Source organism: Tabrizicola sp. TH137, from assembly GCF_002855575.1.
Lineage (GTDB): Bacteria > Pseudomonadota > Alphaproteobacteria > Rhodobacterales > Rhodobacteraceae > Paragemmobacter.
In genome coordinates, this window is the sequence record NZ_PKRQ01000008.1 from 1 (window position 1) to 24,632 (window position 24,632).

The following is a 24,632-nucleotide window of genomic DNA, read 5'->3' on the forward strand; positions in this document are numbered from 1 at the left end:
CGACCATGACACCCGCCGAAGACCCCGGCATCAGCACCACACCCTCGACAACCGGCGCCGTCGTCCCGCCGCCCGTGCCGGAGCCGGAGCCCGAACCCGTGCCAGTGCCCGAACCCGAGCCGGTGCCCGAACCCGAACCGCTGCCCGAGCCGCTGCCGACGCTGTCGTCGTCGCCATCGTCATCGCCGGTCCCGCTGTCGCCACCGCCGACCGTATCGTCGTCGCCGTCGTCATCATTGCCGCCGTTGCCGGTGTCGTCATCGCCATTGCCGTTGCCGTCGCCATTTCCGGCGCCGTCACCGTCGCCGTTCCCTGCGCCGCCGCCATTGTCTTCATCCGAGACTTCGAAGATCCGCTCGTCGAGGCCGGTGAGGCCCGTGTTGCGCATCACGATGTCGGCGAAGCTCTGGCCTTCGACGAAGTTCGGGTAGAGGTCGAAGTTTTCCAGCCGGTCGATATAGTAGAAGCGGTCGCCTTCCTGGAGCCGGTCGAGCTGTTCGTGGATCACCACCCAGAAGGTCGAGCCCACGATGCCGCCGTTGACCTTGGCTTCGGCCAGGCCGCCGACCCAGAGATCGACGCGGTCGATGCCTTTCACGGTGAAGGTGCCGTCCCCGTTATCGACAAGGTCGATATCCGGGTTGATCGCCGCGAAGGCATCCGCCGCCGCCTGGTTTTCCAGGACGAGATCGGGGTAGGCTTGGCGGAACTGGTTCAGCACTGCCGCCGACAGGTTGTTGCGGGCCCCGAAATCCTCCCAGCTGACATAGGGTTGCAGCAGGTCGGCATCGACGAAGCTGAGCGCTTCTTGGATGAAGGGGCTTTGCGAGGCCAGAAGCGCCGCCTTGACCTGGTTCAGCGTGCCGATCCCCACATCGCGGCCACGGGCCACGTTGAAGGAGAAGAGGTCGGCGCTGACGCGGACCAGATCGTTGCGGACGCCATCCACCACGTTCACGTCCACCTCTTCGGCGGCCTGTCCGGCGATGCCTTCGAGGACAGCACCCGCGCCATATTGCAGGTAGCCGGGCTGCGGCACGTAGCCATATTGGGCCAGTGTCGCGAGGCTTTGCGTGAAGGCGCCTTCGGCATTGGTCGGGTTGAGGAAGGCATCGAAGAGCGACACCTGCGACACCGTTCCATCCTCGTTCGTCACCGCGATGGTCTGGCCGATCATGGTGTGGCCGAAGCGATAGACCGCCGAGGCGAATTCATGGCTGATCGCCGCATTCGCATCGGGGTTCCATTCGGTGAAGCCATGGTCGCCCTCGCCGCGGATCCCTTCGCCGCCGAGCAGTTTTTCGGCGAATTCGGTGAAGACGACGCGCTGATATTCGGCCTCGTTCACGATCTTGGCGGCCTGGAAGAGTTCTTCCGCCGTCAGGACGGTGCCGTTGTCGGCATAGACGCCTTCAAGCTGATCCACGTGGAAGTTGTGGTTGCGGGCAAAGATCGTGTGCATCGAGGTAAGGGTGATGTTCTCGTTCACACGGCCGTCGCCTGCCACGATATGGTCGAGCAGGTTGATGTAGGGGTTGGCATCAAGAAGGAGCGGCTGCCCCTCGCCCATGAAGTTGGCGGCGAGTTGCGCCACGACGGCGGCGTTGAAAGTGCCGTCGGCATTCTTGAGTGCCGGGTAGTATTCGAGCAGGGTCTGACCGCCGTTGGGCAGGTAGTCGCCCTGGAAGATCGTGCCATTCTCGATGTGGTGTTCCAGCACCTCGCGCAGTGTGGGCAGGAGTTTGTAGCCCGGTGCCGAGGGATCGTCCGCGCCCAGAAGGACGCGGGCGCCCAGACCGCCGCTGCCGTCGCCTTCGCGCAGAAGCTGGCCGATCATGCTGGTGGACCCATAGACCTGGTTCTGATCCACGAAGGGCGAGGTGATGTTGAGGTGCTGTGCGGCACCGTCTGCATCGAAACCGTCCACCGAGGCGCGGGTCAGGTCGGCCGGGTTCTGGGCGCGGGCGCCCGTGCCGGGTTCACCGATCTGGACCGTGCCGGCACCGCCTTTCGGGATGAAGCTGAGGCCGTGGTCGAAGTATTGCGCGAAGGCCATGAAGAAGATGTTGGCCTGCGAGCTGGGTGCGAGATCGGCCTCCTGCGTGCCGATGATGTTGGAGATGCTGCGCGGATCGAGCCCGTCGAAGATCGGGTTGATCTCGTTGTTGACGCCGCCTTCCTCGCGTTCGCCCGAGCGGTTGGGCGTGATGCGGATGAAGGGTTCGCCATGGGCGCCCATCGTCGGGTTGTCGGGATTGTTGCCGACACCGGTCAGGGTGCGCACGCCGAGCGCGTTGGCCGCATCGTCGTTGCCATCGGGATTGATGCCGCGGACAAGGTCGAGGAGGCCTGCCGCATCATTCGCCGTCAGTAGCGGCGCCGGGGTTTCGCCGCCACCCGAAGTGCCGGCCGGAACCAGCAGCGGCAGGGCGGAGAGCGAGCCGGTGAAGGTCACCGAATGGGTGCCGTTCGACATGGTCACGGTGCCGTTGCCATTGGCCGTGGGCGTGTAGCTGGCCGGGTTGGCGCCTGCCGGAACCTCGATCACGTCCTGCGCCCGCAGGGTGCCGACCACCATGTCGGTGCCGCCGCCGGTACGGAAGAGGATCCGGTGAGCGGATTCCAGTGTCGTGATATCGACCGTGTCATTCTCGGTCGAACCGTCGATGGTGATGGTGGAGAAGTTGAGGCTGGTCGGGTTGAAGTTGCCGATGGCAACGATGCTGTCGCCGCCGACGCCACCTTCGTTGACCACACCGTCGCCGTCATTCGCCGTCGCGTTGAAGGTGTTGATGGTGATCTCTTCGATATTGTCGAGTTCGGCGATGAGCGTCGTCACGGTGCCAACGGTGCGCGTGATGACGATTTCGGTGCCGGTCGCCAGCGGGCCGAACTGCGACTCGAGCAGTGCGCGGTTTGCACTGTTCGCCGCGCCGTTGCCCTGGACGGCGAAGATGCGGAAGGTTTCGGCCTGAGCGTTGCCGTTCACGACGAAAGTGTCGCCGATTGCCGTATTCGCGCCGCCATCGACGATGTCTCGTCCGCCGCCCGCTGCCCAGATGATGGTGTCATCACCTGCGCCGCCCGCGATGACGTCGTCACCTGCACCGCCGTTGATCGTGTCGGCGCCGCCGTCACCGTTGAGCACATCTGCCGCCGCGCCGCCGTTGATGATGTCGGCCCCGGCCCCGCCGTTGATGAGGTCGGCATCGCCCTGACCGTTGATGACATCGGCACCGTTGCCGCCGTCGATCGTATCCGCGCCACCAGCCCCGTTGATGGTGTCGGCGCCGCCGAGACCATTGATGAGATCATCAGCCGCGGTTCCGTTGAGGAGATCCGGTCCATTGGTGCCTTCGAAGGCGGCAATCACGCCCGTCTCGCCGGAGATGATCTGGGTGACATTGCCCTGCCCGTCGGTCGCGGTGACGACGACGCGCAGCGGTTCGCCCAGTTCATCCGCGGTCGGCACGAAGGTTGCGCCGGTTTCGCCGTCGAGATCGGTCCAGGTGCCGTCATGCAGGTGCTGCCATTGCAGCGTGAAGGTCACCGGCAGAGCCGTGTCGATGATGTTGGCCACCGACACCGTCAACGCCTGGCCCACGACCGGGGTCAGGTCCGACAGGGTGATGTCGGCGGTCGTCGGGGTGTCGATGGGGAGGGAGCCGACCGCCACGCGCTGACCGCCGAAGAATTCCAGCGCTTCGATGTTGCGGAGCGTGTCGGTGCCTTCGTTGACGAGTTTCAGCGCCTCTGCCTCGGTGAAACCAAGGGCTTCGGGATCGCTTTCGGTGACATGGGTCACGATCACGCGGCCATCGGCCAGGCGGGTGACGGTGTAGTTCGCCCGCACGTCCCAGAACTTGGCCACGTCGGTGGCCGAGTTGGTGGTGTCGCCGTCCACGACTTCACGGACCATGACGAGCTGGCCGGGCGAGATGGAGCCGTCCAGCAGATGCGTCATGATTTCGGACAGGCTGTCGATCGATTCCGGCACGCCGTTCGGGCGCGGTCCGGTGATCTGGATGCGCACGTTGAGCCAGTGGTCACCGTCGATGAAATCATCGCCGCCGCGGCCCATGATCGTGTCGGACCCGCCGCCGCCGAGCAGGATGTTGCCCTTGGTGAAGGCGGCATCCGTGGCGTTGACATAGGCGCCGAGCAGTTCGCGCAGGCCGTCGATCCGGTCGATGCCTTCCTGGGTCAGTTCATGGCCCGCGAAGGTGGTTTCGTTCTGGCCGAGAGTCACCGCCGGGTCGAGATCGTTGCCGGCACGGTCGTCACCCCAGATCATGTCGTTCTGATCGAAGCCCGAGGCGCCTTCGACGCGGTCGAAGCGGTTGCGCAGAACGTCCTGCTGGTCGGTGGCGAAGAGCTTGCGGTTGAGGTCGAGATCGGCCTCGATTGCCACGTCCTTGTAGGTCACCCAGTCGAAGCCGAACATGCCTTCGGCGCGGATGACGCTTTCGCCCATGACCATGATGTCGTCGCCGCTTTCGGCGTCGAAGTCGGTTTCGTTGTCACCGGCGAACATGATATCATGGCCGATGATGGTGGAGTTGAAGAAAAGTTCGGAGTTGTCGCCCGAGATGACGTCGAACCCGCCCTTGCCTTCGATCCAGTCATCGCCTTCGTTGCCGTTCAGAAGGTCTGCACCGGCGCCGCCGAGGATGAAGTCGTTGCCTTCACCCGCCGTGGCATGCTTGGCATCGTCTTCGCCCATGATCAGCACGTCGTTGCCGTCGCCGCCGAAGATCAGTTCGGCCGCGCCTGCGCCGGAATGGAGCACGTCGTCGCCGTCATCGCCATGCAGGAAGGAGACATCGCCGCCGTCGAGGATGATGTCATTGCCCGCGCCACCATGGAGGTGGTTGACGCCTGCGCCGCCGATGATGAGGTCGTCGCCGCCGTCGCCCCAGGCGGTATCGTCGCCGACATCGCCAATCAGGATGTCGCGGCCGCCGAAGAGACCGGCAATCGCGCTGGTCCCGCCGAGCACCACATGTTCGCCGCCGGTGAATTGCAGGCGGTTGTCATACTGGCGGGCGCCGACGGTCTGGAGGACATCTACATCCCGTTCGACCTTTTCGCGTCCCAGGCCGCCGAGGAAGGGATCGAAGGCTTCGTCGATCGGGTCATCCTCGAACTGGTAGCGGGTATCGACTTCGAGGATGTGGTCCACGTTGCCGAACACCTCGCCGGGCAGGTGGCTGCCGCCGTTGCCGAAGTCGGTGTTCTTCATGATGATCGAGGCGAAGGAGTTGTTCTCCAGCTCGTTCAGCATGTTCAGACCCTGGGTCCGGGTCAGGTAGTAGAAGCGGTCGTTGTTCTGAAGGTTCTCCATCTGCACTTCGAAGACGAAGGCGAAGGTGGAGCCGAGCATGCCGCCGAAGGGCATGATCTTTTCGGCCAGACCGCCGATCCAGAATTCGACATTGTTCAGGCCGCCGAGATCGCCGGCATAGATGCCGGTGCCCTGAAGGAAGGCCACCCGATCCGGCGGGGCATCGGGCCCGCCGAGGACAAGGTTCATCGCGGCGATGCGCTTGGCATCCACGGTATCGGCCAGAAGAATGGTTTCATGCGTGCCATAGGCCGCGATGAAGTTTATGATCGAAGCCGGGTTCTTCAGGTTCGAGGCGTATTCGATCCAGTTCGCATAGGGTTTCAGCCAGTCGGAACCCGAGGCTTCGTAGAAGGTCTGGCGGGCGGTCTGGAGCGAGGGGATGCCGGTGTCGCGGCCGCGTGCGATGTTGAGCGCGGCAAGGTCGAGCGGCAGGCCGACGAGGTTGTTGCGCAGGGCGCTGGTGACGAATTCGTCAATCGCATTGCCGGTTTCGCGGATCACGCCGCGGATGACGGCCCCGGCGGCTTCGGCATCGGTGACGCCCAGTTCATCGAAGGCGATGGGGTTGAGGAAGGCGTCAAGCAGCTTGGCCGAACCGGAGGTATCGGCGACCTGCTGCCCGGTCGCGGTATCGAGCACCTTGGAGAAGGCGATGGTATCGACGTTCTCGGTCAGCATCGAGTGGCCGAAGCGATACACGACATGGGCGAATTCGGCGACGATGGCCGGGTCGATGTCGGTGATCGAGTTGAAGATGAAGGCGTCGATGGCCGGATGCACGCGGCGGCCGAATTCTTCGAACACCATGTGCTGATACTGCATTTCGGTGGCGAAGCGGGCCGACTGGAAGAGACGCGCGCCGTCCCAGTCGAGTTCGGTGGTGCCGATCTGGGCGAGCGAGGTCAGATCCGTCGAGAGCCACTTGTTGATGAATTCAAGATCGTTGGTGGCAAGGATCGTGGCCTTCATCTCGGCAACCTGGCGGTTGTGTTCCGAGTGGAAGATGTGGTGGACGGCGGTCAGGCCGAAATTCTCGTTCGCGCGGCCGTCGCCGGCGATGTAATGCGCGTTCAGGAGTTCGTCATCATAGGTGGTGAAGACGCCGAATTCGTTCGGGGTCTGCGGATTGCCGGCGATGCTGTCGGCATCGGCCAGCTTTTCCTCCAGCCCGCGGGGGCCGGTGCTGCGGTCGGGGTCCACGAAGCCGGGATTGGCGTCATGGGCGATGTCTTCGAGGAAGGCATGGCCCGTCGGGATCGCGCCGATCGTGTCATGCACATCGGCATAGGAGGTGAGGACGGCGGTCGGCTGGCCGGTGACGCCATCGACCTTCATGATCTGCACCTTGCCATCCTGGAGGATGAGGTTGCCGTAAGCATCGGTGGCCAGCAGCGGCACGCGATGGACGTCGAGATCGGAGAGTTCGATCCCGAGCATTTCGAGCGCCTGACGCTTTACATCCGCCCAAGTGGCCATGCCGTCCCCTGCGCCATGCAGCAATTCCCCCGTCGGGACGGGCATGAACTGCGGGTGCAGGCCGGGATTGGCAGGGTCATAAGCCGGGTTGGCGACCATCTTGTATTCGCGCAGGAAGACCTGGTGCGAGGCGTGAGAGGAATAGGTCTGGTTCTGGTCCACCCAGGGGGTGGTCTTGTTGGAATGTTCGCGGATGTCGTCGCTGGGGATATCGTCCGCGGTGCCGAAGATGCCGTCGGCGCCCGGCAGGTTGGGGGTGCCGACGATGCCGTCGGGCCCGGCCTGATTGGTGGCGCGGGTCAGGACCATGAAATTGGAGCGGCCGCCTTCGACATAGAGCGGATCATCCTGGGCGAGGGGGATATAGACGGTGCCGGAGCCGCCCTTGCCGACGAGATCGAGCCCGTGGTCGAAGAACTGGCCGAAGAGCGTCATCCAGGTGTTGAAGGGCGCGGTCAGGCCTTCGTCCGGCGAGACATCGGGGATGAGGATGTTGATGTCGCCCTTGGGCGAAAGGTCGACCGGAATGGAGTACTGGAAGACCAGGGAATCCACACCGGCGCGTTCCGTGGCGACGATTGCCTGCTGGGCGGCGATGGCTGCCGCGTCGGGGATGGGTGCGGCCTGGAGCGTTTCGAGGACCTTCAGCGCGTCGGTGTATTCCGTATAGGCGGTGATGATGGTCTGGGCGGTGGGAACGACCTGGTTCGATGCCACGCCCGAGAAGCGGATCAGGGCGGCCGAGACGGCGGCGATGTTGGCCAGCGACTGGTCGGCCACGAGGTTGGAGATCAGGCGCGGGTCGCCGTCGATGACGTTGCCCGAGGTCTGGGTGTAGCTGTTGTTGCCTTGCGTGGGCGTCGCGAGGAAGCCGAAGCCGGGTGCGACCGGACCGGCATCCTGGAAGACCGGGTCGAGCAGGCGCGGCATGACCTGATCGGCCGAGCCCCAGAGTTCGCGGCCTTCGATCAGGTTGTTGTAGGTGCCGTCCACCGTCCGAACCCCGAAGGGCAGGTGCGGATCGGGGACCAGCGCGCGGAGCGCGTTCCCGATCTCGATCTGCTTTTGCTCCATCGTCAGGTCGGTGCGGGCCATGATCGTGGCCGTCACGGTGGCGTGGGCCTCGGAGATTTCGATCTGCTTGAGAATGAATTCGAGGTCGTGACGGTTTGCGGTGACCATGTTCGTAATCCTGTGTCGAGGGTGATGCGCGTTGCGGCCGTGCGCGAATGGGAATGATTTACGTTCGCAAGTTGGGGGCGTTCCGACAAATGGCGGGGGTCCAACGATCCATCCGTCTACGGTCCAATGCGGGATGCGACCTTGGTCTGAAGAGGTCGGAGGCGGCGGTGTGCTGTTGGCGTGGCGTGGAGGCGGGGGGTGGGGGAAAGGGCATCCACCTTTCGTTTAAGGCGGGGTTTCGGGCGGGAATCCGCCGCAGGCCTTTCACGACAGGAAAGAATGCTTCGCCGCGATTGCAGGCGCCGGCCTTGCTGGACGAATCAGTTTACGTAGCGCCAATAACCGACAGTTTCCGCTGACTCCCGGCATTCAACCTATGGGAGAACCCCATCGGTGATCGCGCCCAAGTTCCGCCCCATTTCAGGCCAAGTCACGGATGGGGAAAACTTTCTCTGTTTGCAACCTGGAAACGAACACCGGGCAACTGATTGAATTATCAAGTCCCCGGGGGGGCAATCGTGGCCAAACTATGTCCGAAAGCCGACAAGATATAAACTTTCGTTTAGACCTGAGCCCAAATTAAGGTAGGTTAACTGTGGGGGCATTGGGAAGCGACCGGGACAACCGGTCCGACTCTGCAAGTGGGACTGACATGCTGAAACTCGTTCTTATCGACGACCATCCGATCGTTCTTGCCGGTCTGGTGGATATCCTGCGCAACCACGCGCAGTACCAGGTCGTGAACACCGGATCGACTGCGGAAGCTGCACTCCGCCATGTCCGTGAAGGTGAATGCGATGTGCTGATCGCGGACCTGAACCTTCCGGGGGACATGGTCGAGACGATCCGCCAGATCCGAGCCGAAAATCCGGTCGTGAAGATCCTGGTCTTCACCGCCAGCGCCAGCCCCGACTCCTGCTTGCAGGTGATGGCGGCCGGGGCGAATGGATTTGTCCTTAAGGGAAGCTCGGGCGGTGACCTGTTCTACGCGATCGAAGAGGTTGCGGCGGGCAAGGAATTCATCTCCTCCTCGATGGCGTCGAAGGTGATCCGCGAGATGCGGATGGCCGAGCAGCGGAAGCAGGAACGTGCCTCCGTCGCGCTGAATTCGCGCGAGGATCAGGTGGTTCGGGAACTGCTGAACGGCGCGTCCAACAAGGAAATCGCGAACAAGCTGAACCTGTCGGACAAGACGGTGAAGCACTACATGACGCAGATCATGCAGAAGTTCAACGCGCGCAACCGGCTGGAAGTGGTGCTGGAAGTGCAGCGGATGAACGGTTCGGCGACGACCCCGCCGCGCTATTACGCCTGATCCCCGAAGCCTTGCCGTAACCGGTGCTTGGACCGGAGGCGGCAGGCGGGGCGCAGGTCCGACGTAGGCAGAGATTCCCATAACAATCATGCGGTTGCAGCCCGCCCCCTTTGGGGCGGGGGCGGAGCCTTGATGCCCTTTCCCGCCCGTCGGCGGCGAGATTGGCACAGAGAAATGAACACTTCCGCAGGGCCGGGACCGGCTGCGGACAGGATCGGAGTAAAGTGACATGACAAGCCGGGCGCAGGATGTGGCAATCTATCTTTCCCATCACTTCCACCATGCGTGGGAAGGGTTCGGGTTCTTCGACCTTCAGCGGCTGCTGTATCTGGCGCAGGGCTGGCACCTTGCCTCGGGCCGCGGCGTGCTGTTCACCGAGAGCATCGGAGCGCACAAGGCGGCACCGCTGACCTATTCGGTGAAGGGCCTGCTGCCGATGGAAGAAATGCTTCCGCATCCGGAGCTTGCGCCGGCGGACGAGGATTTCCTCGACAGTTTCTGCCTGACCTATGGCGTGGCGGACCGGGATGCGGTGAAGCGGCAGGTGGACCGCGAGGACAGCGCCTGGAGACTGGCGCAGCTGGTGGGCGGGGAAGGGGCGACCATTCCGCCGCAGCTTATGGAAGCGACCTTCCGCCTGATGCTGCTGGATCATGCGGAGTCGAACCGGAAGATGCGGAATACCCAGATCGGCGTGCAGATGCATCGTGCGGCGGGTGGCAATGTGGTGGCGTTCCGGGCGCGATAAGCCCGGGCGCAGAGTCTTTACGTCGATGTATTTCAACGGGTTGCCCCGTATCGGCTGTGCCGCGGACTGTGCCGTATTCTGTGCAGCAAACTGTGGCCACGCGCGGCGGGGTAGGATTTCAGCAGCTATTGGTTAACGGGGGGCCTTCGTGCCCCCCTTTTTGCTGCCCCTCTTTGCCCGCCGGACGCGCCATGCTAGGGCCGCGATGAGGGGCGACGGGGCGGGAGGATGCCGGAATGCGCGACGATTTCACCGGGCCGGGCGGGGCCAGCCTTGCCGAGGCGCGGGCCTTTCTGGATGCCCATCCCGAGGTGCAGGGCATCGACCTTGCGCTGATCGACTGCCACGGCATCGCGCGGGGCAAGACGATCCGCCGGCACGAACTGGAAGGCCTGTTCACCCGGGGCCGGGGGATACCCGGTTCGATCTTTGCGCAGGACGTGACCGGGGACGATGTCGAGGAGACGGGTCTGGTCTGGGCGGGGGCGGGCGGGGATTGCCTGTGCTGGCCGCTGGGCGGGACGCTGGGACTGATGCCCGCCACGGGGCGGGGGCATGTGCTGATTTCCATGTGGGGGCCGGATGGCCAGCCCTTTGCGGTGGAGCCGCGCAACGCGCTGCGGGCGCAGGTGGCGCGGGCCGAGGCGATGGGCTTTGCGCCGATGGGGGCGCTGGAACTGGAATTCTACCTGATCGACCGCGAGCGGGACGGCGACGGGCGGCACCGCCCTGCGCGCTATCTGCTGAGCGGGCGGAAGACCACCGCCAACAACTGCATGTCGGTGGATGAGCTGGACGAGATGTCGCCCTTCTTCGATGCGGTCTATGCGGGCGCGAAGGCGCTGGACCTGCCGATGGAGACGCTGATTTCGGAGTATGCGGCGGGGCAGTATGAGCTGACGCTGCGCTATCGCGGGTTGATGCGGGCGGCGGATGATGCGGTGATCGGCAAGCGGCTGATCCGGGCCACGGCGCGGCGCCTCGGGATGGAGGCCTGTTTCATGGCCAAGCCATTTGGCGATCAGGCGGGATCGGGGATGCATCTGCATCTGTCGCTGGCGGATGGGGCGGGGCGGAACCTGTTCGCCGATCCGGCCGAGGGGGGGCTGTCGCCGCTGATGTTGCAGGCGATAGGGGGGATACGGGCGACCATCGGGGATACGATGCTGGTGCTGGCGCCGTTCCAGAATTCCTGGCGGCGGTTCGCGAGTGCCGTCTATTCCCCCGCCGATGACACCTGGGGGGTGGAGAACCGGACGGTTGCGCTGCGCGTGCCGGGGGGCAGCGCTGCGGCCCGGCATTTCGAGCATCGGGTCGCGGGGGTGGATGCGAACCCCTATCTGGTGGCGGCGATCACGCTGGGCGCGGCGCTGGACGGGATCGAGGCGAAGGCCGATCCTGGCCCGCCGGTGACAGGTGTGGCGGCCGAGGCGGGCCATGTGCCGGACCTGCCGCGCGGCTGGCTGGAGGCGATCGAACGGTTCGAGCGGTCGGGGTTCTGCCACCGCATCCTTGGCCCGGCGCAGCATCGCGGTTTCGCCGCCGTGAAGCGGGCGGAGTATCAACGCCTTGCCCTGACCGTGACCGAGGCGGAGTGGGAGCTTTACGGCTTTACCGTCTGAGGAGGCGACTCGGTCCTTTTGGTGTTACCCTGTCTCCGTCGGCATCGGGGAGGGTGGCGCATGGACGGGGCGGTTTCCGGGGTGGTGACGGTGCTGGTCGGCACCTCGAAAGGGGCGTTCCTGCTGCGGTCGGATGTGGCGCGGCGGGAATGGGAGGTGGAGGGGCCGCATTGTGACGGCTGGCCCATCAACCATGTGATCGGCGATCCGGAGACGGGCATGCTCTGGGCCGCCGGGGGAAGCGACTGGCATGGCGCGGGCGTCTGGCGCAGCGCGGATGGCGGGGTGAGCTGGACGCTGTCGCTGCTGGCGAATGGCGGGATGGATGCGATGCTGGCCGCCGATCCGGGGATGGCGGCCTATCTGGGGCGCGGGCCCGCGCCGGATGCGCCGTTCAGGGGGAAGGTGGCGGCGCTGTGGTCGCTGGGTCTGGCGGGCGGGGTGCTCTATGCCGGGGGAAAGCCGGGGATGCTGTTTGCCAGCCGGGATGGCGGGGCAAGCTGGGAGGAGGTGACGGCGCTGACCGGGCATCCGTCGCGGGACAGCTGGGAGCCGGGTGGGGCGGGGCTGGTGGTGCATACGATCGTGGCCGATCCGGCGGATGCGGCGAAGCTGTGGGTGGGGATATCGGCGGCGGGGGTCTTTGCGACGGAGGATGGCGGCGCGACCTGGGAGCGGCGGAACCGCATGTCCAATGTGGCGGGGGAGGCACATGGGCATGACCACGGGGCCTGCGGGCATGAGGTGGGGCATTGCGTGCACAACATGGTGCGCGCGTCGGGCGGTGGGGATCTGATGTATCAGCAGAACCACCATGGCGTGTTCCGCAGCCCGGATGGCGGGCGAAGCTGGCAGGAGGTGACGGCGGGGTTGCCGTCCGGGTTCGGCTTTCCCATCGCGGTCGATCCGGCGGATGCGCGGCGCATCTGGACCTTTCCCCTGAACGGCGACACGCAGGGGCGGTTTCCGCCCGGCGCTGCGGCGGCGGTGTGGCGGTCGGAAGATGGGGGGGAAAGCTGGCAGGCGTTGCAGGAGGGGCTGCCGGAGCGGAACTGTTTCTTCACCGTGCTGCGGCAGGCGATGGCGGTGGACCATGGCACGCCGTCGGGCATCTATTTCGGGACCAACAGCGGATCGGTCTTTGCCAGTGCCGACCGGGGCGATCATTGGCAGGAGATCGCGCGGCATCTGCCGACCGTTCTGAGCGTGGAGACGGTGTAAGGGGGGGGCCGGGCGGCCCCCCGTCATTCGGCCAGACCGTGCGCCTTTTCGAAGGCCTCGAAGGAGGCGGCGGCCTCTTCTTCCGACATGGCGAGGCGGGCGTCGGCGGCCTTGAGGTAGCTGAGCAGGTCTTCGACATCGACCGGGTTCAGGCCGAGGTTCGGCATGACCACGCCGGGATAATCGGCGTTCAGCACCTCGGCGATGGGATCGCCGGATTTCAGTACGAGGTCGGGGTTCATGATGAAGGCCTTGAGCCAGTCTTCCTCGCGCCGGAGCGTCACGGCGGCGAGGTCGGGGGCGTAGCGTTCGCCATAGCCGATGGTGTGGCAGGAGGCGCAGGCGGACAGGAAGATCGCCTCGCCCGGATGGGCGGAGAGATCATAGACCGTGTTGATCTTGAGCGCGGCCTGAAGCGCCTCGGCATTGGTCTGGGCGCTTTCGTTGTGGTCGGGGTCGAGTTCCAGGATGGATTGCAGGGCGATGGTCAGGCTGCCCATGACCGAGGAGCGGCGCCAGACCCCGGTCTTGGCGTTGCCGATCACCATGTCGGTGCGGTGCAGGTTCAGGGCGCGGGCCTTTTCGCCCAGCTTGAAGCGGATGGCGTCGATGTTTTCGCGCGTGCCGGTGAGGAAGGTCCAGCCCTTGTCGGCGTTGAAGCCCTGTTTGAAGGCGTGGAGTTTCTCGGGCGTGTCGCGTTCGGGATCGAGGGTGATGGAGACGAAGAAGATGTCGCGCCCCATGCGTTCGCCCAGCCATTCATAGACCTGCGCCAGCCGCGCGGTGGTGAGCGAACAGTAATCAGTGCATTCGGTGTAGAAGAAATTCACGACGACGATCTTGTCCTTCAACATGTCGTCGAAGAAGGCGACCTCTTCCCCTTCGCTGGTGACGAGGGGGAGGTTGGTGAAATACTCGGCCCCGCGCGTATCGGCGGCGCGGCTGTCGGTGGCCGCGAGGAGGACGAAGATCGCCAGGGCGAGGGCCATGAGGGAGTGGGGAAGGAGGCGGATCGCCTCCTTCAGGATCGGGGTAAAGCGGTGCATGTCTGGTTCCCCCGTCCTCAGGTGCCCATCTTGGGGAAGGGCTTGAAGCTGCGGTGGAACGGGTTCCCCTCGGGCATGATCTCGGGCATGACATAGGTCACGCCGTCGGGTGTTGCGTTCGGGGTGGGGATCACCTGCACATGCGTCTGTGACGTCTTGGGATTGTTCGGGTCCGTCAGGATGTCATAGCGCACGAGCATCGCGGCATCTTCATGCACGGTGTTGTGGCAATGGGTGACATAGGCCCCGCCATATTCGCCGAAGCGGACCTGGATCTTGACCGAGCCGCCTTCGCCGAGCCACCAGACGTCTTTCCGCGCGCCCTTTTCCGCCACGCCCAGCGGGAAGCCGGTGCGGGAGATTGTGACGCCTTCCTCGAAATGGAGGTGGGCGGGATGGTCCCAGCCGCCGCCGCCGTTGACCAGCGTCCAGTGTTCGACCTCGCCGGGGCGGGGGACGAGCATGGAGATGCGGTTGGCGTTGAGCGAATGCGTCTCTTCGCCGTTGATCCGCATGCCCCAGGGGGTTTCGCGTTCCAGCGGGCAGGAGGGGAAGCATCCGGTCGGCGTGTCGTCGCGGGCGTCATTGGCGCCGCGCTTGAACTCGATGATCCGTTCGCGCACGGGGGCGACGATCGGGATCTGTTCGGTGAGCTTGGCCTTCACCTTGCTGCGGTCGGCGTCCCTGGTGGTGCCGTGCTGATAGGTGTAACCCGGCAGGTCCACGCTGCGCATGGAGCTTTGCACCCGGAATTCGAGGATGCGGCCGACGGCGGGGTCGAGCGTCTTGCCCGCCAGCGCGTCCTTGAGCGAGAGCCGGTCCTTGGGACCGCGGCCGTTTTCGAATTCCAGCAGGTTGACGAGGTAGAGCCGTTCGCCGGGCAGGAAGCCGGAGAAATCCACGATGATGTCCTGACGTTCGCCGGTGGACAGCGTGTCGAGCATGGTCGTGGAGACCGGCGACGGGATCAGGTTGCCGTCATTGCCGATGATCGTCATGGGCACGAGCCGGCCCGCCGAGTTGACAAGGGCCAGACGATACCAGCGCGACATCGAGGCGCAGAGGATGCGGAAGCGGAACTTGCGCGGCATCACCTCGAAGAAGGGCTTGTAGGCGAAGTTCACGAAGACCATGTCGCCAAGGAATCCTTCGGTATCGAAGATATCGAAGAAATACTGGCCGTCCGGGTCGGTCGCGCCGTCCGAGATCATCAGGTTGATGTCGAAGTCGGTATTGCCCCAGTCGAGATGCCAGCCCGAGGGCAGTTGCAGGTTGACGCCGTCATTCAGGCGTTCGTTGCCGCGATCCGGGCCGGAATAGTAGTTCATCATCCCGACATGGCCCTTGTACACGTTTTCCGCCGTGTAGAAGGAGCGGTGGTCGTGGAACCAGAGCGTGCCCTGCAATTCGCGGAAGTCGCCCGGGACCTGGATCAGGCCGCCATTGCCATCGGGGCCTGAGGCGCGCTTGTCCAGCGCGCCGGTGTTGATCATGTCGGCGCGGGCCAGGGTGGTGGACCAGTGGTAATCATAGAACTGGCCAGGGTAAAAATGCGCGTTCGAGGCGCCGTCCGAGGTGGAGGCGTTGTGGCCGTTGTGGTTGTGCGTGGTCTGGCTGATGGAGCCGAAGCCGCCATTGACGGCCTGATCCGGCGAGACGTTGTTGTAATGGCGGAAGATGACCGGTTCGCCGTAGCGGATCTTCAGCAGCGGCGGCGGCAGAGCGCCATCGGCAAGGCGGCCCGCACCGAAGGACCAGATCTTTTCATCTTCCTGAACCGGCAGGCCGGGGTGGAAGCCGACTGTCCCTGTCGGCGGGCAGCCGAGCGACATCAGATAGCCCTTCTTGGGAAGGTATTCTTCCCAACGCTGATGGGCGAAATATTCCCCCGGCGGGCGGCCTTCCATCGGGCCGCGCCCGGTGAGCGGGTTGGTATAGAGCGGGTTGCCGCCGGAAGCCGAATATTCGGTGTGCCAGGAGGTGCGCTTGGAATAGGGTTCGTTCGGCAGGTCTTTCCATTCCAGCCAGCTTTCACCGTTCATCTCGACCCGTTTCAGATCGTGCGGCTTCACTTCGTTCAGGCGGGGCATCCTCTGGGTGAAGGGTTTGATGCCGAAGAGCGGGCTGGGCGGCGTCCCTGTCGGGATCGTCGGAAGGACCTGGCTGTGGGCATAGGGGCTGAGCCCGTTGATCATGGCGAGGGTGCCCGCCGAGGTGAAGATGCCCCATTTGAAAAGCTCGCGCCGCGTCACCTGACCCGTGGACAGCGCCTTGACAATTTCCGCCCGGTTGTTGCGGGCATTTTGTGCCTCGCGGATGCGGGCACGGGATTCATTCTTGTCGAGATACATTGCGACCCCATCTGCCTTTTGCCCACGCTCGGGCAAACCCGGCGCGGGATGAATGTTCCCCTGGATGGCGAAACGAATGAAACCGCCAACTCGTGAAAGGGCACTTGCCTTGCCCTCTCGGTTCCATGCCTGCGCGCGTGGGTGAGGAACCGGACCCGCCGCCGGGCTTCGGGAGGAACATCCGAAGGGGTTGCGGGCATCTGAAAGAATAGCACCGGGGGGGCGGTCCGACTTCTGACAGAGGTCGCACGGATGAATCAGACTAAGGTCTGATGGAACAACCACGGCGTGTGGAAGTTGGGGGAAAGGCCCCGAAAAGCGTATGAAAATTGGGCATTTCGAGGATGGAGGTGAACTGTCGAGTTCAGTCGAAGGTCACGAGATCGGCCTCGAGCCGGCGGGCGGCGGAGCCGGTGAAATTGCAGCTTCGGCAGCCGGCGCCGCCGCAATCGGGGCAGTCGGTGAGGGCGAGGTTCTGGGCGAGGACGCCGCGCAGGACATCGCTGACGATGTAATCGGGGACGCCCAGATCGACGAGCCGGGTGCGCGCGCCGCGGGCATCGCGGGTGTGCAGGGTGGAAAGGACGAGGCGGCCGACTTGGGCGGCACGGCAGGCGATTTCGGCGGTTTCGGGATCGCGGATCTCGCCCACCATGATGACGTTCGGGTCATGGCGGAGGATGGAGCGCAGGACACGGGCGAAGGTGAGGCCGATCTCTTTCTGGACCTGCACCTGCTGGACGCCGGGGAGGGAGTATTCGACCGGGTCCTCGACCGTGACGATCTTGCGGCGCGGCGCGTTGAGATGGGCGAGCGCGGTGTAGAGCGTGGTGGTCTTGCCCGATCCGGTGGGACCGGTGACGAGGAAGAGGCCCGAGGGGCGTTCGATGCAGGCGGTGATGCGGGCGACCATGTCGGGGGCGAAACCGAGCCTGTCCCAGCCGAGGCGGAGCGATTGCGGATCGAGGATGCGCAGCACGATGCTTTCGCCGTGCTGGGTGGGCAGCGAGGAAAGGCGGAAGTCGATCCGGCGGCCGGAGAAGGTGGAGGAGAAGCGGGCATCCTGCGGCAGGCGGCGTTCGGCCACATTGGCGCGGGCCATGACCTTGAGCCTGGCGAAGACGGAGGGGGCCTGGATGGCCGGATCGGTGTTCATCGGCACGAGGAGGCCGTTGACGCGCATGCGGACGGCCAGGCCGGAGGGCAGGGATTCGACATGGATGTCGGAGGCGCCGGAGGCGACGGCCTCGGCCAGGGTTTCGGCGACGAAGCGGATGACGGGGCCGTCATCGGCCGCCTCGGCCGGGGCGGCATCGGGGGTGGGTGCGGGATCGGCGGGGGTTTCGGACAGGAGCGCGCGGAGGGTGCGCAGCGTGGCCACGCGGGGGGCGACGGGGCGGTCGAGGTGAAAGGCCAGTTCCGAAAGCAGGGCGGCATCGGCGGGATCGGCCATGAGGACGGGTTGCGGGCCGGTTTCGGAGAGCAGCGGCACGGCGGCGCGGCTGCGCAGGAAGGCCGGGGTGAGGCGGGCGATGGCGGCGCTGTCGATGCTGCCGGCCGACCAGGGATCGGCGACGAAGGGCAGGTCCAGCGCGGCGGCGAGGGCGGGGAGGACGGCCTCTTCCTCGACCAGGCCGCGGTCGATCAGCAGGCGGTGGAGGGGCAGGCCTTCGGCGGTGGCCTGCGCCTGGGCGCGGACAAGATCGGCGGTCAGGCCGGGGCGCGCGGCGAGATGGCGGGCCAGAGCGGCATCGGAGGGTGACACTGGCTTGCCCCCAGGCGTTAGATTTCATTAACGTGTCCCAAGTGACCGCAGGCGGGTGCGCCTCGTCAATGGGGGTTCTACGTGATCGGACTGCGGGAGAGACTGGAGGGCGCCCTGCCGGATTGGCTGATCCGGGCGGGTCTGCCGCCGCGGGCCGTGCGGCGGGTGCGGGTGGCGGCGCTGCCTCTGGAACCTGCGGCGCGGGCGGTGCTGGCCTCGGCGGGACAGGGCGGCGCGGCGGTGGAGGTGGCGCTGGCGCCGGAACTCTTTCTGAAGCGGGCGGTTCCCCTGCCGGCAGCGGCGCGGCGCGATGCGGCAGGGGCGGTGGCCTTGCAGATGCGCCAGTCGATGCCGGGACAGGCGGAAGGGTTGATCTGGCGTCATGCGGAGGGCACGGGCGAGACGGTGGAAGTCTATGTCCTGAAGGAGGCGCGGCTGACGGAGCTGCTGCGCGAGGCGGGGGTGCGGCTGCGGCGCGTGGTGATCGACGGGGTGGCGACGGCACCGCTGCATGATGCGCGGGGCGAGACGGACCGGGCGGAGCGGTTCTGGAACTGGGCGATGCCGATGCTGGCCGGGCTGGTGCTGCTGGCGGTGTTGGGCGGGCAGGCGGTGCGGCTGTGGCAGGCGGATCAGGCCGTGGCGGCGGGCGAGGCGCGGCTGGCCGCGCTGCGCGACGAGGCGGCGGCGGCGCGGGCCACGGCGGAGGCGCGCGACGCCGAAGGGGCGGCGCGGCAGGCGGATGCGCTGCGGATGGCGCGGGATGGCCGGAGGATGGCGCTGCTGGCGGATGTGACCGGCGCGCTGGGGGACGAGGTCTGGCTGACCTCGCTGATGGTGCAGGGCGATGTGCTGCGGCTGGGCGGGTTCGTCGCGGGGGATGTGGCGCAGGTCCTGGCGGCGGTGAAGGCGCTGCCCTGGGTGGCGGCCGCCGATCTTGACGGGGCGGTCGGGCTGGGCGAGGGGACGGGCGAGCGGCGGTTCCAGGTGATTGTCACCTTGCGGGCGGAGGACGGGACATGAGCCGGGCCTTGACGGGGGTGCTGGCGCTTGCCGCCGTGGGGGCGGGGGGCGCGCTGTTCTGGCTGGTGACGGAGCCGATGCAGGACGCGATTGCCGCGCGGCAGGACCGGCTGGCCGGGATCGTCAAGGAAGAGGCTGCGCTGGCGGAGCGGATTGCGGAATTCGGATCGGGGGTCGCGGTGCCGGAGTTGCCACCTGCGGTGATGCTGCCGGGGGCGACGCGGGCCGAGGCGGAACTGGCCTTGCAGGAGCGGCTGGCGGTGCTGGCCGAGGCGGCGGGGGTGATGTTGACATCCCTGCGGGAGGGGGCGGCGCCGGAGGGCGTGACCCAGCCCACGGTTGCGGTTCTGGCCGAGGGGGAAGGCGGTTATGCCGAGGTGGCCGCGCTGATCGCGGCGCTGGAGGCGGAGACGGTGCCGCTGGGCGTGGAGGAACTGGTGCTGCGGCCGGTGGTGGAGGGACAGCAGCGGGTGACGCTGCGCCTGTCGGTCTGGGGGTTCATCGGCGGGGAGGCGGGATGATGCGCTGGTGGCCGCCGCTTTTGCATCTGTCGGTTCTGGTGGTGATCCTGCCCCTGGCCTGGGAACGGATTGAGGTGCTGCGCGCCGGGCCGGAGATCGCCCCGGTGGCGGAGGGACCTGCGGGCGAGACGGCGGTGCAGGATCTTGCCGCGCTGATGCAGGCCGGGGAGGCGGTGACGCCGGCGGCGCTGCTGGCGCGGCCGCTGTTCACGCCGGGGCGGCAGGGGGATGCGGCAGAGGTGCCAGAGACCCCGGTGAATGAGGAGGCGACCGAGGCCGAGGTTCCGCGTATGGTGGGCTATGTCAATGACGGGTCCAGACCGCGCGCCATCCTGGCCTCGGAGGCAGGGGGGGAAGAGGGGATCGTGCGGGAAGGGGATGAATTTCTTGGCTTTACGGTGTTGCAGGTGAAGCCCGATGCCGTTGTCCTGCGCGGCGACGGCGAAGAAATAACTGTTAAAATGTTCCCCCAATAGCTAATCGGGATCAGGGATTCGGGGTTGTCTGTCATGCCCTTCCGGGGAGTTGCCATCGTTCTTTGCGCCGGTCTGGCGTTGCTTGCGGCCTGTGTCGAGACTGACAGGGGCCGCAGTGCGGGAGCGTTTGGCCCGGACGGGGCGCGGTCTTCGGGCGGGTCATCCGGCGGGTCGAGCTTTGGTCTGGCCGAGGGTGGCGACCGGGTGGCGATGCAGCGCGGGTCGGATGTGTTCTTCGACACCGAGGCCATGGCCGACAGCGCGGCGCGGGCCGAGATCACGGCGACGGGCGGCGGCAATGTGCAGATCAGCCTGGTGAATGCCTCTATCGCGGCGGCGGCGCAGGCGGTTCTGGCCGATACGCTGGGCCTGCGCTATGCGATCGCGGACGGGTTGCAAGGGCGGATCACGATCCAGACCACCAGCCCGGTGCCGCGCGAGGTGCTGCTGGACCTGTTCGAGGCCGGGCTGAACGCCAATGGCGCGCGGATGCAGAAGGCTGGCGACACGGTGCAGATCGTGGCCGGCGTGTCGGGCAGTTCCAGCTTTCGCCTTGCCGGGCAGGGCGGGCGCGGCGGATCGTCGATCATCGTGGCCCCGCTGCAATATGTGTCGGCTTCGGAAATGCTGAACCTTCTGAAGCCGCAGATCGACCAGGGGCTGAATGTGGTGCCGGATTCGCGGCGCAACATCCTGCTTCTGTCCGGCCCGGCGGAGGTTACGGAAAGCGCGCTGGATGCGCTGAACATCTTTGATGTGGATGTGCTGTCGGGGAAATCGGTCGCGCTGGTGCGGCTGACCTCGGGCGAGCCGGAGGCGGTGGTGGAACAGGCGCAGGCGCTGTTCGAGACGCAGGAAGGCGGTGCGCTGCGCGGGGTGGTGGAATTCGTGCCGAATGAGCGGCTTGGGTCCGTCCTCGTGATTTCGTCGCGGGCGGCCTATCTGGACCGGGCGGTGGGCTGGATCCGCGAGCTGGACAAGCCGGGGCCGGGCGCGGGGATGTATCTGGCGACCTATAACCTGCAAAACCGCAGTGCGACGGAAGTGGCGCCGATCCTGGCCGGGTTGCTGGGCGCGGGGGATGTGGCCGAGGGCGAAGAGGCGCTGGCCGGGGCGGGCGAGGGCACGCGGGTTGCGGCGGATGATGCGCGCAACGCGCTGGTGGTGCGGGCGCCGCGGGCGCAACATGCCGAGATCGAGGGGCTTTTGCGCGAGCTGGACAGCCCGGCGCGGCAGGTGCTGCTGGAGGCGACGATTGCCGAGGTGACGCTGAACGACCGGCTGGATATCGGCACGCGCTGGTTCTTTGAGAACGGGAATTTCGACTTCCGGTCCTCGGATCAGGCGGGGGCGATTGCGGGGAACGATACGGGCTTTACCGCCGTCTTCGGATCGAACAGCGCGAATGTCGCGCTTTCGGCGCTGGCGGCGGTGACGGATGTGAAGGTGATCTCGGCCCCGACACTGATGGTGATCGACAACAAGGAAGGCGTGTTGCAGATCGGGGATCAGGTGCCGATCGTCACCTCGCAGTCGCAGGACCAGACGGCGGATGCGCCGATCCTGACGCAGGTGGAGTATCGTGACACGGGCATAATCCTGCGGGTGCGGCCGCGCATCGGCAATGGCGGGCGGGTGACGCTGGATATCAGCCAGGAGGTGAGCGATGTGGCCGAGACGGATACGTCCGGCATCGACAGCCCGACGATCCGGCAGCGGAAGGTGCAGACCTCGGTTGCGCTGACGGATGGGCAGACGCTGGCGCTTGGCGGGCTGGTGCAGGAATCCGACAATGTCTCGCGGTCGGAAGTGCCCGGGCTGGGGCGCGTGCCGGTGGTGGGCAACCTGTTCCGCAGCAAGGACAGCCGCCGGGGGCGGACGGAACTCCTGATCCTGATCCGGCCGCGGGTGATCCTGAATGATGGCGATGCCAATTCGGCGACGGCCTATTGGCGGACGAAGCTTTCGGGGGCGAATTCCACGCTGGAAACCGGGCTTGGCCGTCCGCGCCACACGATCAGCGATGTGATCGAGTAACGGGCGGGCCATGCCCACCTATTCCTACAGGGCCTATGGGGCGCGCGGCACGGTCGAGACCGGGTCGCTGGACAGCCCATCGGAGGCGGCGGCCTATCAGACGCTGACGGCGCTGGGTCTGACGGTGGTGGAACTGCGCGAGGGCGCGGCGGTGGCGGCGCTGCCCTGGTGGAAGCGCGACATCAGCCTTGGCGATGGCCGGTTGCCGCTGGCGGATCAGGCGGCGCTGGCGGAACAGATGGCGACGATGCTGCGGGTGCGTCTGCCGGCGCTGGAGATGCTGCGCATCCTGGTGCAGGGGGCGGGCAAGGCGGAGACGCGGGAAAGGCTGGAGCGGACGGCGCGGCTGGTGGCGGAGGGGATGCCGCTGGCGCAGGCCTTCGCACAGGCGGGGCCGAAGGTGGCCCCCGTGTTCCTGTCGCTGCTGCGGGCGGGGGCTTTGTCCGACGCGCTGCCGGAGCAGTTGACCGACCTGGCGCGCCTGTTGCGGTTGCAGGAGCAGTTGCGCGGGCAGGTGGCGACGGCGCTGCTTTACCCTGCGATCCTTGTGGCGGCGGCGGTGGCGGTGATGCTGATCGTGGCGCTGACGCTGGCCCCGGCGCTGGCCCCGCTGTTTCAGGGCGAGGGGCGGGACATGCCCGGATCGCTGGCTTTCTTCCTTGGGTTGGGGACGGTGATCCGGGGCTGGTGGTGGCTGATCCTTGCCGGATTGGCCGCGCTGGTGGCGGGGGTGATGGCACAGCGGGCGCGGTGGGGGCGGGTGGCGTTCCGGCTGCCTTTGTTCGGGCCACTGATGCGGGATGCGGCGCTGCTGGCGCTGGTGCGGTCGCTGGCGCTGATGCTGAAGGCGGGGCGACCCTTGGCCGAGGCGCTGCGCGGGATGGTGGAGGCCGACCCTGCCGGGCCTTTCGCGCCGGACCTGCGGGCGGCGGTGGCGGCGCTGGAGGGCGGTGGGCGGGCGCATCTGGCGCTGGCCGAAGGCGGGCGGTTGCCGCCCCTTGTGCGCGAGCTGTTCCGGGTGGGGGAAGAGGCGAATGCGCTGGTCCCCGTGCTGGAGGCGGTGGCGCAGTCGGTGCAGGGGCAGATGGATCAGAGCACGCAGCGCCTGCTGCGGCTGCTGACGCCGATCCTGACGCTGGTGATCGGCGGGGCGGTGGGGGCGCTGGTCTATTCCATCATGGGGGCGGTGCTGTCGATCAATGACCTTGCCTTCTGACCAGCGGCGGCGGCGGCTTGGGTTCAGCCTGCTGGAGGCGATGATCGCCATGGCGATCCTTGCGCTGGTGCTGGGGGCGGCGCTGTCGGGCGTGGGGTTTACCGTGGGGCGGGTGGCAGAGCGGGCGGAGGCGGCCTGGGCCACGGAACTGGCCCGGTCGGTGCTGGACGAATATGCGGTGACGCGCGATGCCGGGCTGGCCGAAGGCGCGGTGGGGGAGTGGCGCTGGAGCCTGACCGTTGCGCCTGCGGGTGCGGGGCTGGTGGAGGCCGAGGCGGTGGCCTGGCGGGCGGGGGGGCCTGCGCGCGAGGTGCGGTTGTCGGTGCTGCTGCCGGAGATCGCGCCATGAGGCGGAATGGCCGGGCGGGCGTGACGCTGCTGGAGATGCTGATTGCGCTGTGGGTGATGGCGGCGGCGGCGGTGATCCTGTCTTCGTCGCTGGGCCTGACGGGGCGGGCCTTGCAGCGGGTGGGGGCCGAGGCGGCGGATGTGGATGCGTTGGCGGCGCGGGCGGTGCTGCGGCGCTGGCTGGAGGAGATGCCGGTCGCGGCGCGGCTGTCGGGTGATGCGCGCGGGATGGAGTTCGGGACGCTGATCGACACGCCGCCCCTGACGGCGGCGCGGGTGGAGGCGGTGCGGGTGACGGCGGAGGCGGGTGCGCTGCGCGCCGTGGCGGGCGAGGGCGCGGTGGTGGCGGAATTGTCGGCGGAGGGGGAGTTGACCGGCATCCGCTATCTTGCGGATGGAGTCTGGCGCGAGGATTGGCCTGCTGCGATGGGGCGGCTGCCCGATGCGCTGCGGATCGACTATCTGGACCGGGGGCGGGTGGTGCCGCCCTTGACCGTGATCCCGGCGCGGCGGGCGCGTCAGAGCGAGATGTCGCTATCCTCGCCCGAACCGCCCGGCTGACCGTCGCGGCCGAGGGTCGTCAGGCCGAAGGGGCCGGTTTCGCCCGGGGCGGTATAGGTGAAGGGGCGTCCCCAGGGATCGGCGAGGTCGGTTTCGCCGTCGAGATAGGGGCCTTTCCAGTTCGCCACGCCTTCGGGGGCGGCAAGGAGGGCGGCCAGACCTTCGCCTTCGGTCGGATAGCGGCCGGTGTCGATGTAGAAGAGTTGCACCGCGCCCTTGAGATTGGCCATCGCCACCTCGGCCGCCTGCGACTTGGCGCGACCGAAGCTTTCCATCAGCCGCGGCGCGCCGAAGCCGACGATCAGGGCGATCACGGCGAGGACGATCATCACTTCCAGAAGCGTGACGCCGGATTGCGGATTGCGGGGGCGGGTCAT

Annotated in this window: 16 protein-coding genes; 11 read left to right on the plus strand and 5 right to left on the minus strand. The window is 66.6% G+C overall.

All coding sequences use genetic code 11. From position 1 onward, the window contains the following. Positions 1 to 8,005: peroxidase family protein (locus tag C0V75_RS19705; protein WP_216821484.1), on the minus strand; the 8,005-nt coding region annotated here is incomplete at its 3' end. Positions 8,006 to 8,657: 652 nt separating this feature from the next. Here C0V75_RS19705 and C0V75_RS19710 point away from each other — a divergent pair. The 4 genes from C0V75_RS19710 to C0V75_RS19725 all read left to right on the plus strand — a co-directional run bounded on the left by C0V75_RS19710 (position 8,658) and on the right by C0V75_RS19725 (position 12,911). Then, entirely contained in the window at positions 8,658 to 9,320 is a 663-nt protein-coding gene (locus C0V75_RS19710) for a response regulator transcription factor (protein ID WP_101922702.1), read from the plus strand. Between the two features lie 229 nt (positions 9,321 to 9,549). Then, entirely contained in the window at positions 9,550 to 10,068 is a 519-nt protein-coding gene (locus C0V75_RS19715; RefSeq protein WP_101922703.1) for a hypothetical protein, read from the plus strand. Positions 10,069 to 10,304: 236 nt separating this feature from the next. After that, positions 10,305 to 11,690, plus strand: a complete 1,386-nt coding sequence (locus C0V75_RS19720) for a glutamine synthetase family protein (RefSeq protein WP_101922704.1) — start codon at positions 10,305 to 10,307, stop codon at positions 11,688 to 11,690. Positions 11,691 to 11,750: 60 nt separating this feature from the next. After that, positions 11,751 to 12,911 (plus strand): sialidase family protein, encoded by a 1,161-nt coding sequence (locus C0V75_RS19725; protein ID WP_101922705.1) that lies wholly within the window; start codon positions 11,751 to 11,753, stop codon positions 12,909 to 12,911. 23 nt (positions 12,912 to 12,934) lie between these two features. Here the strand turns inward: C0V75_RS19725 and C0V75_RS19730 are convergent, their stop codons facing one another. The 3 genes from C0V75_RS19730 to C0V75_RS19740 all read right to left on the minus strand — a co-directional run bounded on the left by C0V75_RS19730 (position 12,935) and on the right by C0V75_RS19740 (position 18,073). Next, positions 12,935 to 13,957 (minus strand): SCO family protein, encoded by a 1,023-nt coding sequence (locus C0V75_RS19730; protein WP_101922706.1) that lies wholly within the window; start codon positions 13,955 to 13,957, stop codon positions 12,935 to 12,937. Positions 13,958 to 13,974: 17 nt separating this feature from the next. Continuing rightward, positions 13,975 to 16,308: a multicopper oxidase family protein gene (locus tag C0V75_RS19735; RefSeq protein WP_101922707.1), complete on the minus strand. Its 2,334-nt coding sequence runs from the start codon at positions 16,306 to 16,308 to the stop codon at positions 13,975 to 13,977. A 364-nt stretch (positions 16,309 to 16,672) separates the two neighbouring features. Continuing rightward, entirely contained in the window at positions 16,673 to 18,073 is a 1,401-nt protein-coding gene (locus C0V75_RS19740; protein ID WP_101922708.1) for a GspE/PulE family protein, read from the minus strand. 81 nt (positions 18,074 to 18,154) lie between these two features. On the opposite strand from C0V75_RS19740, the gene C0V75_RS19750 reads away from it, so the two are divergent. The 7 genes from C0V75_RS19750 to C0V75_RS24005 are packed head-to-tail and all read left to right on the plus strand — an operon-like array spanning position 18,155 to position 24,255. Continuing rightward, on the plus strand, positions 18,155 to 19,096 hold the full coding sequence (locus C0V75_RS19750; RefSeq protein ID WP_158241896.1) for a PilN domain-containing protein: 942 nt from the start codon (positions 18,155 to 18,157) through the stop codon (positions 19,094 to 19,096). Continuing rightward, positions 19,093 to 19,617 (plus strand): GspMb/PilO family protein, encoded by a 525-nt coding sequence (locus tag C0V75_RS19755; RefSeq protein WP_101922710.1) that lies wholly within the window; start codon positions 19,093 to 19,095, stop codon positions 19,615 to 19,617. The genes C0V75_RS19750 and C0V75_RS19755 overlap by 4 nt, the downstream gene beginning before the upstream one ends. Then, positions 19,614 to 20,093, plus strand: coding sequence for a hypothetical protein (locus tag C0V75_RS19760; protein ID WP_101922711.1), 480 nt, complete (start codon positions 19,614 to 19,616; stop codon positions 20,091 to 20,093). Before C0V75_RS19755 ends, C0V75_RS19760 begins: the two co-directional genes overlap by 4 nt. A gap of 33 nt (positions 20,094 to 20,126) precedes the next feature. Continuing rightward, a complete protein-coding gene (gene gspD, locus C0V75_RS19765; RefSeq protein WP_101922712.1) occupies positions 20,127 to 22,130 on the plus strand; it encodes a type II secretion system secretin GspD in 2,004 nt (667 codons plus the stop codon). 10 nt (positions 22,131 to 22,140) lie between these two features. After that, positions 22,141 to 23,346, plus strand: a complete 1,206-nt coding sequence (locus C0V75_RS19770; RefSeq protein ID WP_101922713.1) for a type II secretion system F family protein — start codon at positions 22,141 to 22,143, stop codon at positions 23,344 to 23,346. Then, a complete protein-coding gene (locus C0V75_RS19775; RefSeq protein WP_101922714.1) occupies positions 23,330 to 23,695 on the plus strand; it encodes a type II secretion system protein in 366 nt (121 codons plus the stop codon). The genes C0V75_RS19770 and C0V75_RS19775 overlap by 17 nt, the downstream gene beginning before the upstream one ends. Further along, complete coding sequence (locus C0V75_RS24005; RefSeq protein ID WP_101922715.1) at positions 23,692 to 24,255, plus strand: type II secretion system protein J; 564 nt, start codon at positions 23,692 to 23,694, stop codon at positions 24,253 to 24,255. The genes C0V75_RS19775 and C0V75_RS24005 overlap by 4 nt, the downstream gene beginning before the upstream one ends. Here C0V75_RS24005 and gspG read toward each other — a convergent pair. Continuing rightward, entirely contained in the window at positions 24,213 to 24,632 is a 420-nt protein-coding gene (gspG, locus tag C0V75_RS19785; RefSeq protein WP_158241897.1) for a type II secretion system major pseudopilin GspG, read from the minus strand. The two genes, C0V75_RS24005 and gspG, sit on opposite strands and share 43 nt — an antisense overlap.

Bases quoted from the DNA above. Each gene is read 5' to 3' on its own strand.
- C0V75_RS19760 (WP_101922711.1), top strand. From the start codon at position 19,614: ATGATGCGCTGGTGGCCGCCGCTTTTGCATCTGTCGGTTCTGGTGGTG.
- C0V75_RS19725 (WP_101922705.1), top strand. From the start codon at position 11,751: ATGGACGGGGCGGTTTCCGGGGTGGTGACGGTGCTGGTCGGCACCTCG.
- gspD (WP_101922712.1), top strand. From the start codon at position 20,127: ATGCCCTTCCGGGGAGTTGCCATCGTTCTTTGCGCCGGTCTGGCGTTG.
- C0V75_RS19770 (WP_101922713.1), top strand. From the start codon at position 22,141: ATGCCCACCTATTCCTACAGGGCCTATGGGGCGCGCGGCACGGTCGAG.
- C0V75_RS19715 (WP_101922703.1), top strand. From the start codon at position 9,550: ATGACAAGCCGGGCGCAGGATGTGGCAATCTATCTTTCCCATCACTTC.
- C0V75_RS19710 (WP_101922702.1), top strand. From the start codon at position 8,658: ATGCTGAAACTCGTTCTTATCGACGACCATCCGATCGTTCTTGCCGGT.
- C0V75_RS19730 (WP_101922706.1), bottom strand. From the start codon at position 13,957: ATGCACCGCTTTACCCCGATCCTGAAGGAGGCGATCCGCCTCCTTCCC.
- C0V75_RS19720 (WP_101922704.1), top strand. From the start codon at position 10,305: ATGCGCGACGATTTCACCGGGCCGGGCGGGGCCAGCCTTGCCGAGGCG.
- C0V75_RS19735 (WP_101922707.1), bottom strand. From the start codon at position 16,308: ATGTATCTCGACAAGAATGAATCCCGTGCCCGCATCCGCGAGGCACAA.
- C0V75_RS19775 (WP_101922714.1), top strand. From the start codon at position 23,330: ATGACCTTGCCTTCTGACCAGCGGCGGCGGCGGCTTGGGTTCAGCCTG.
- gspG (WP_158241897.1), bottom strand. From the start codon at position 24,632: ATGACCCGCCCCCGCAATCCGCAATCCGGCGTCACGCTTCTGGAAGTG.
- C0V75_RS19755 (WP_101922710.1), top strand. From the start codon at position 19,093: ATGAGCCGGGCCTTGACGGGGGTGCTGGCGCTTGCCGCCGTGGGGGCG.
- C0V75_RS24005 (WP_101922715.1), top strand. From the start codon at position 23,692: ATGAGGCGGAATGGCCGGGCGGGCGTGACGCTGCTGGAGATGCTGATT.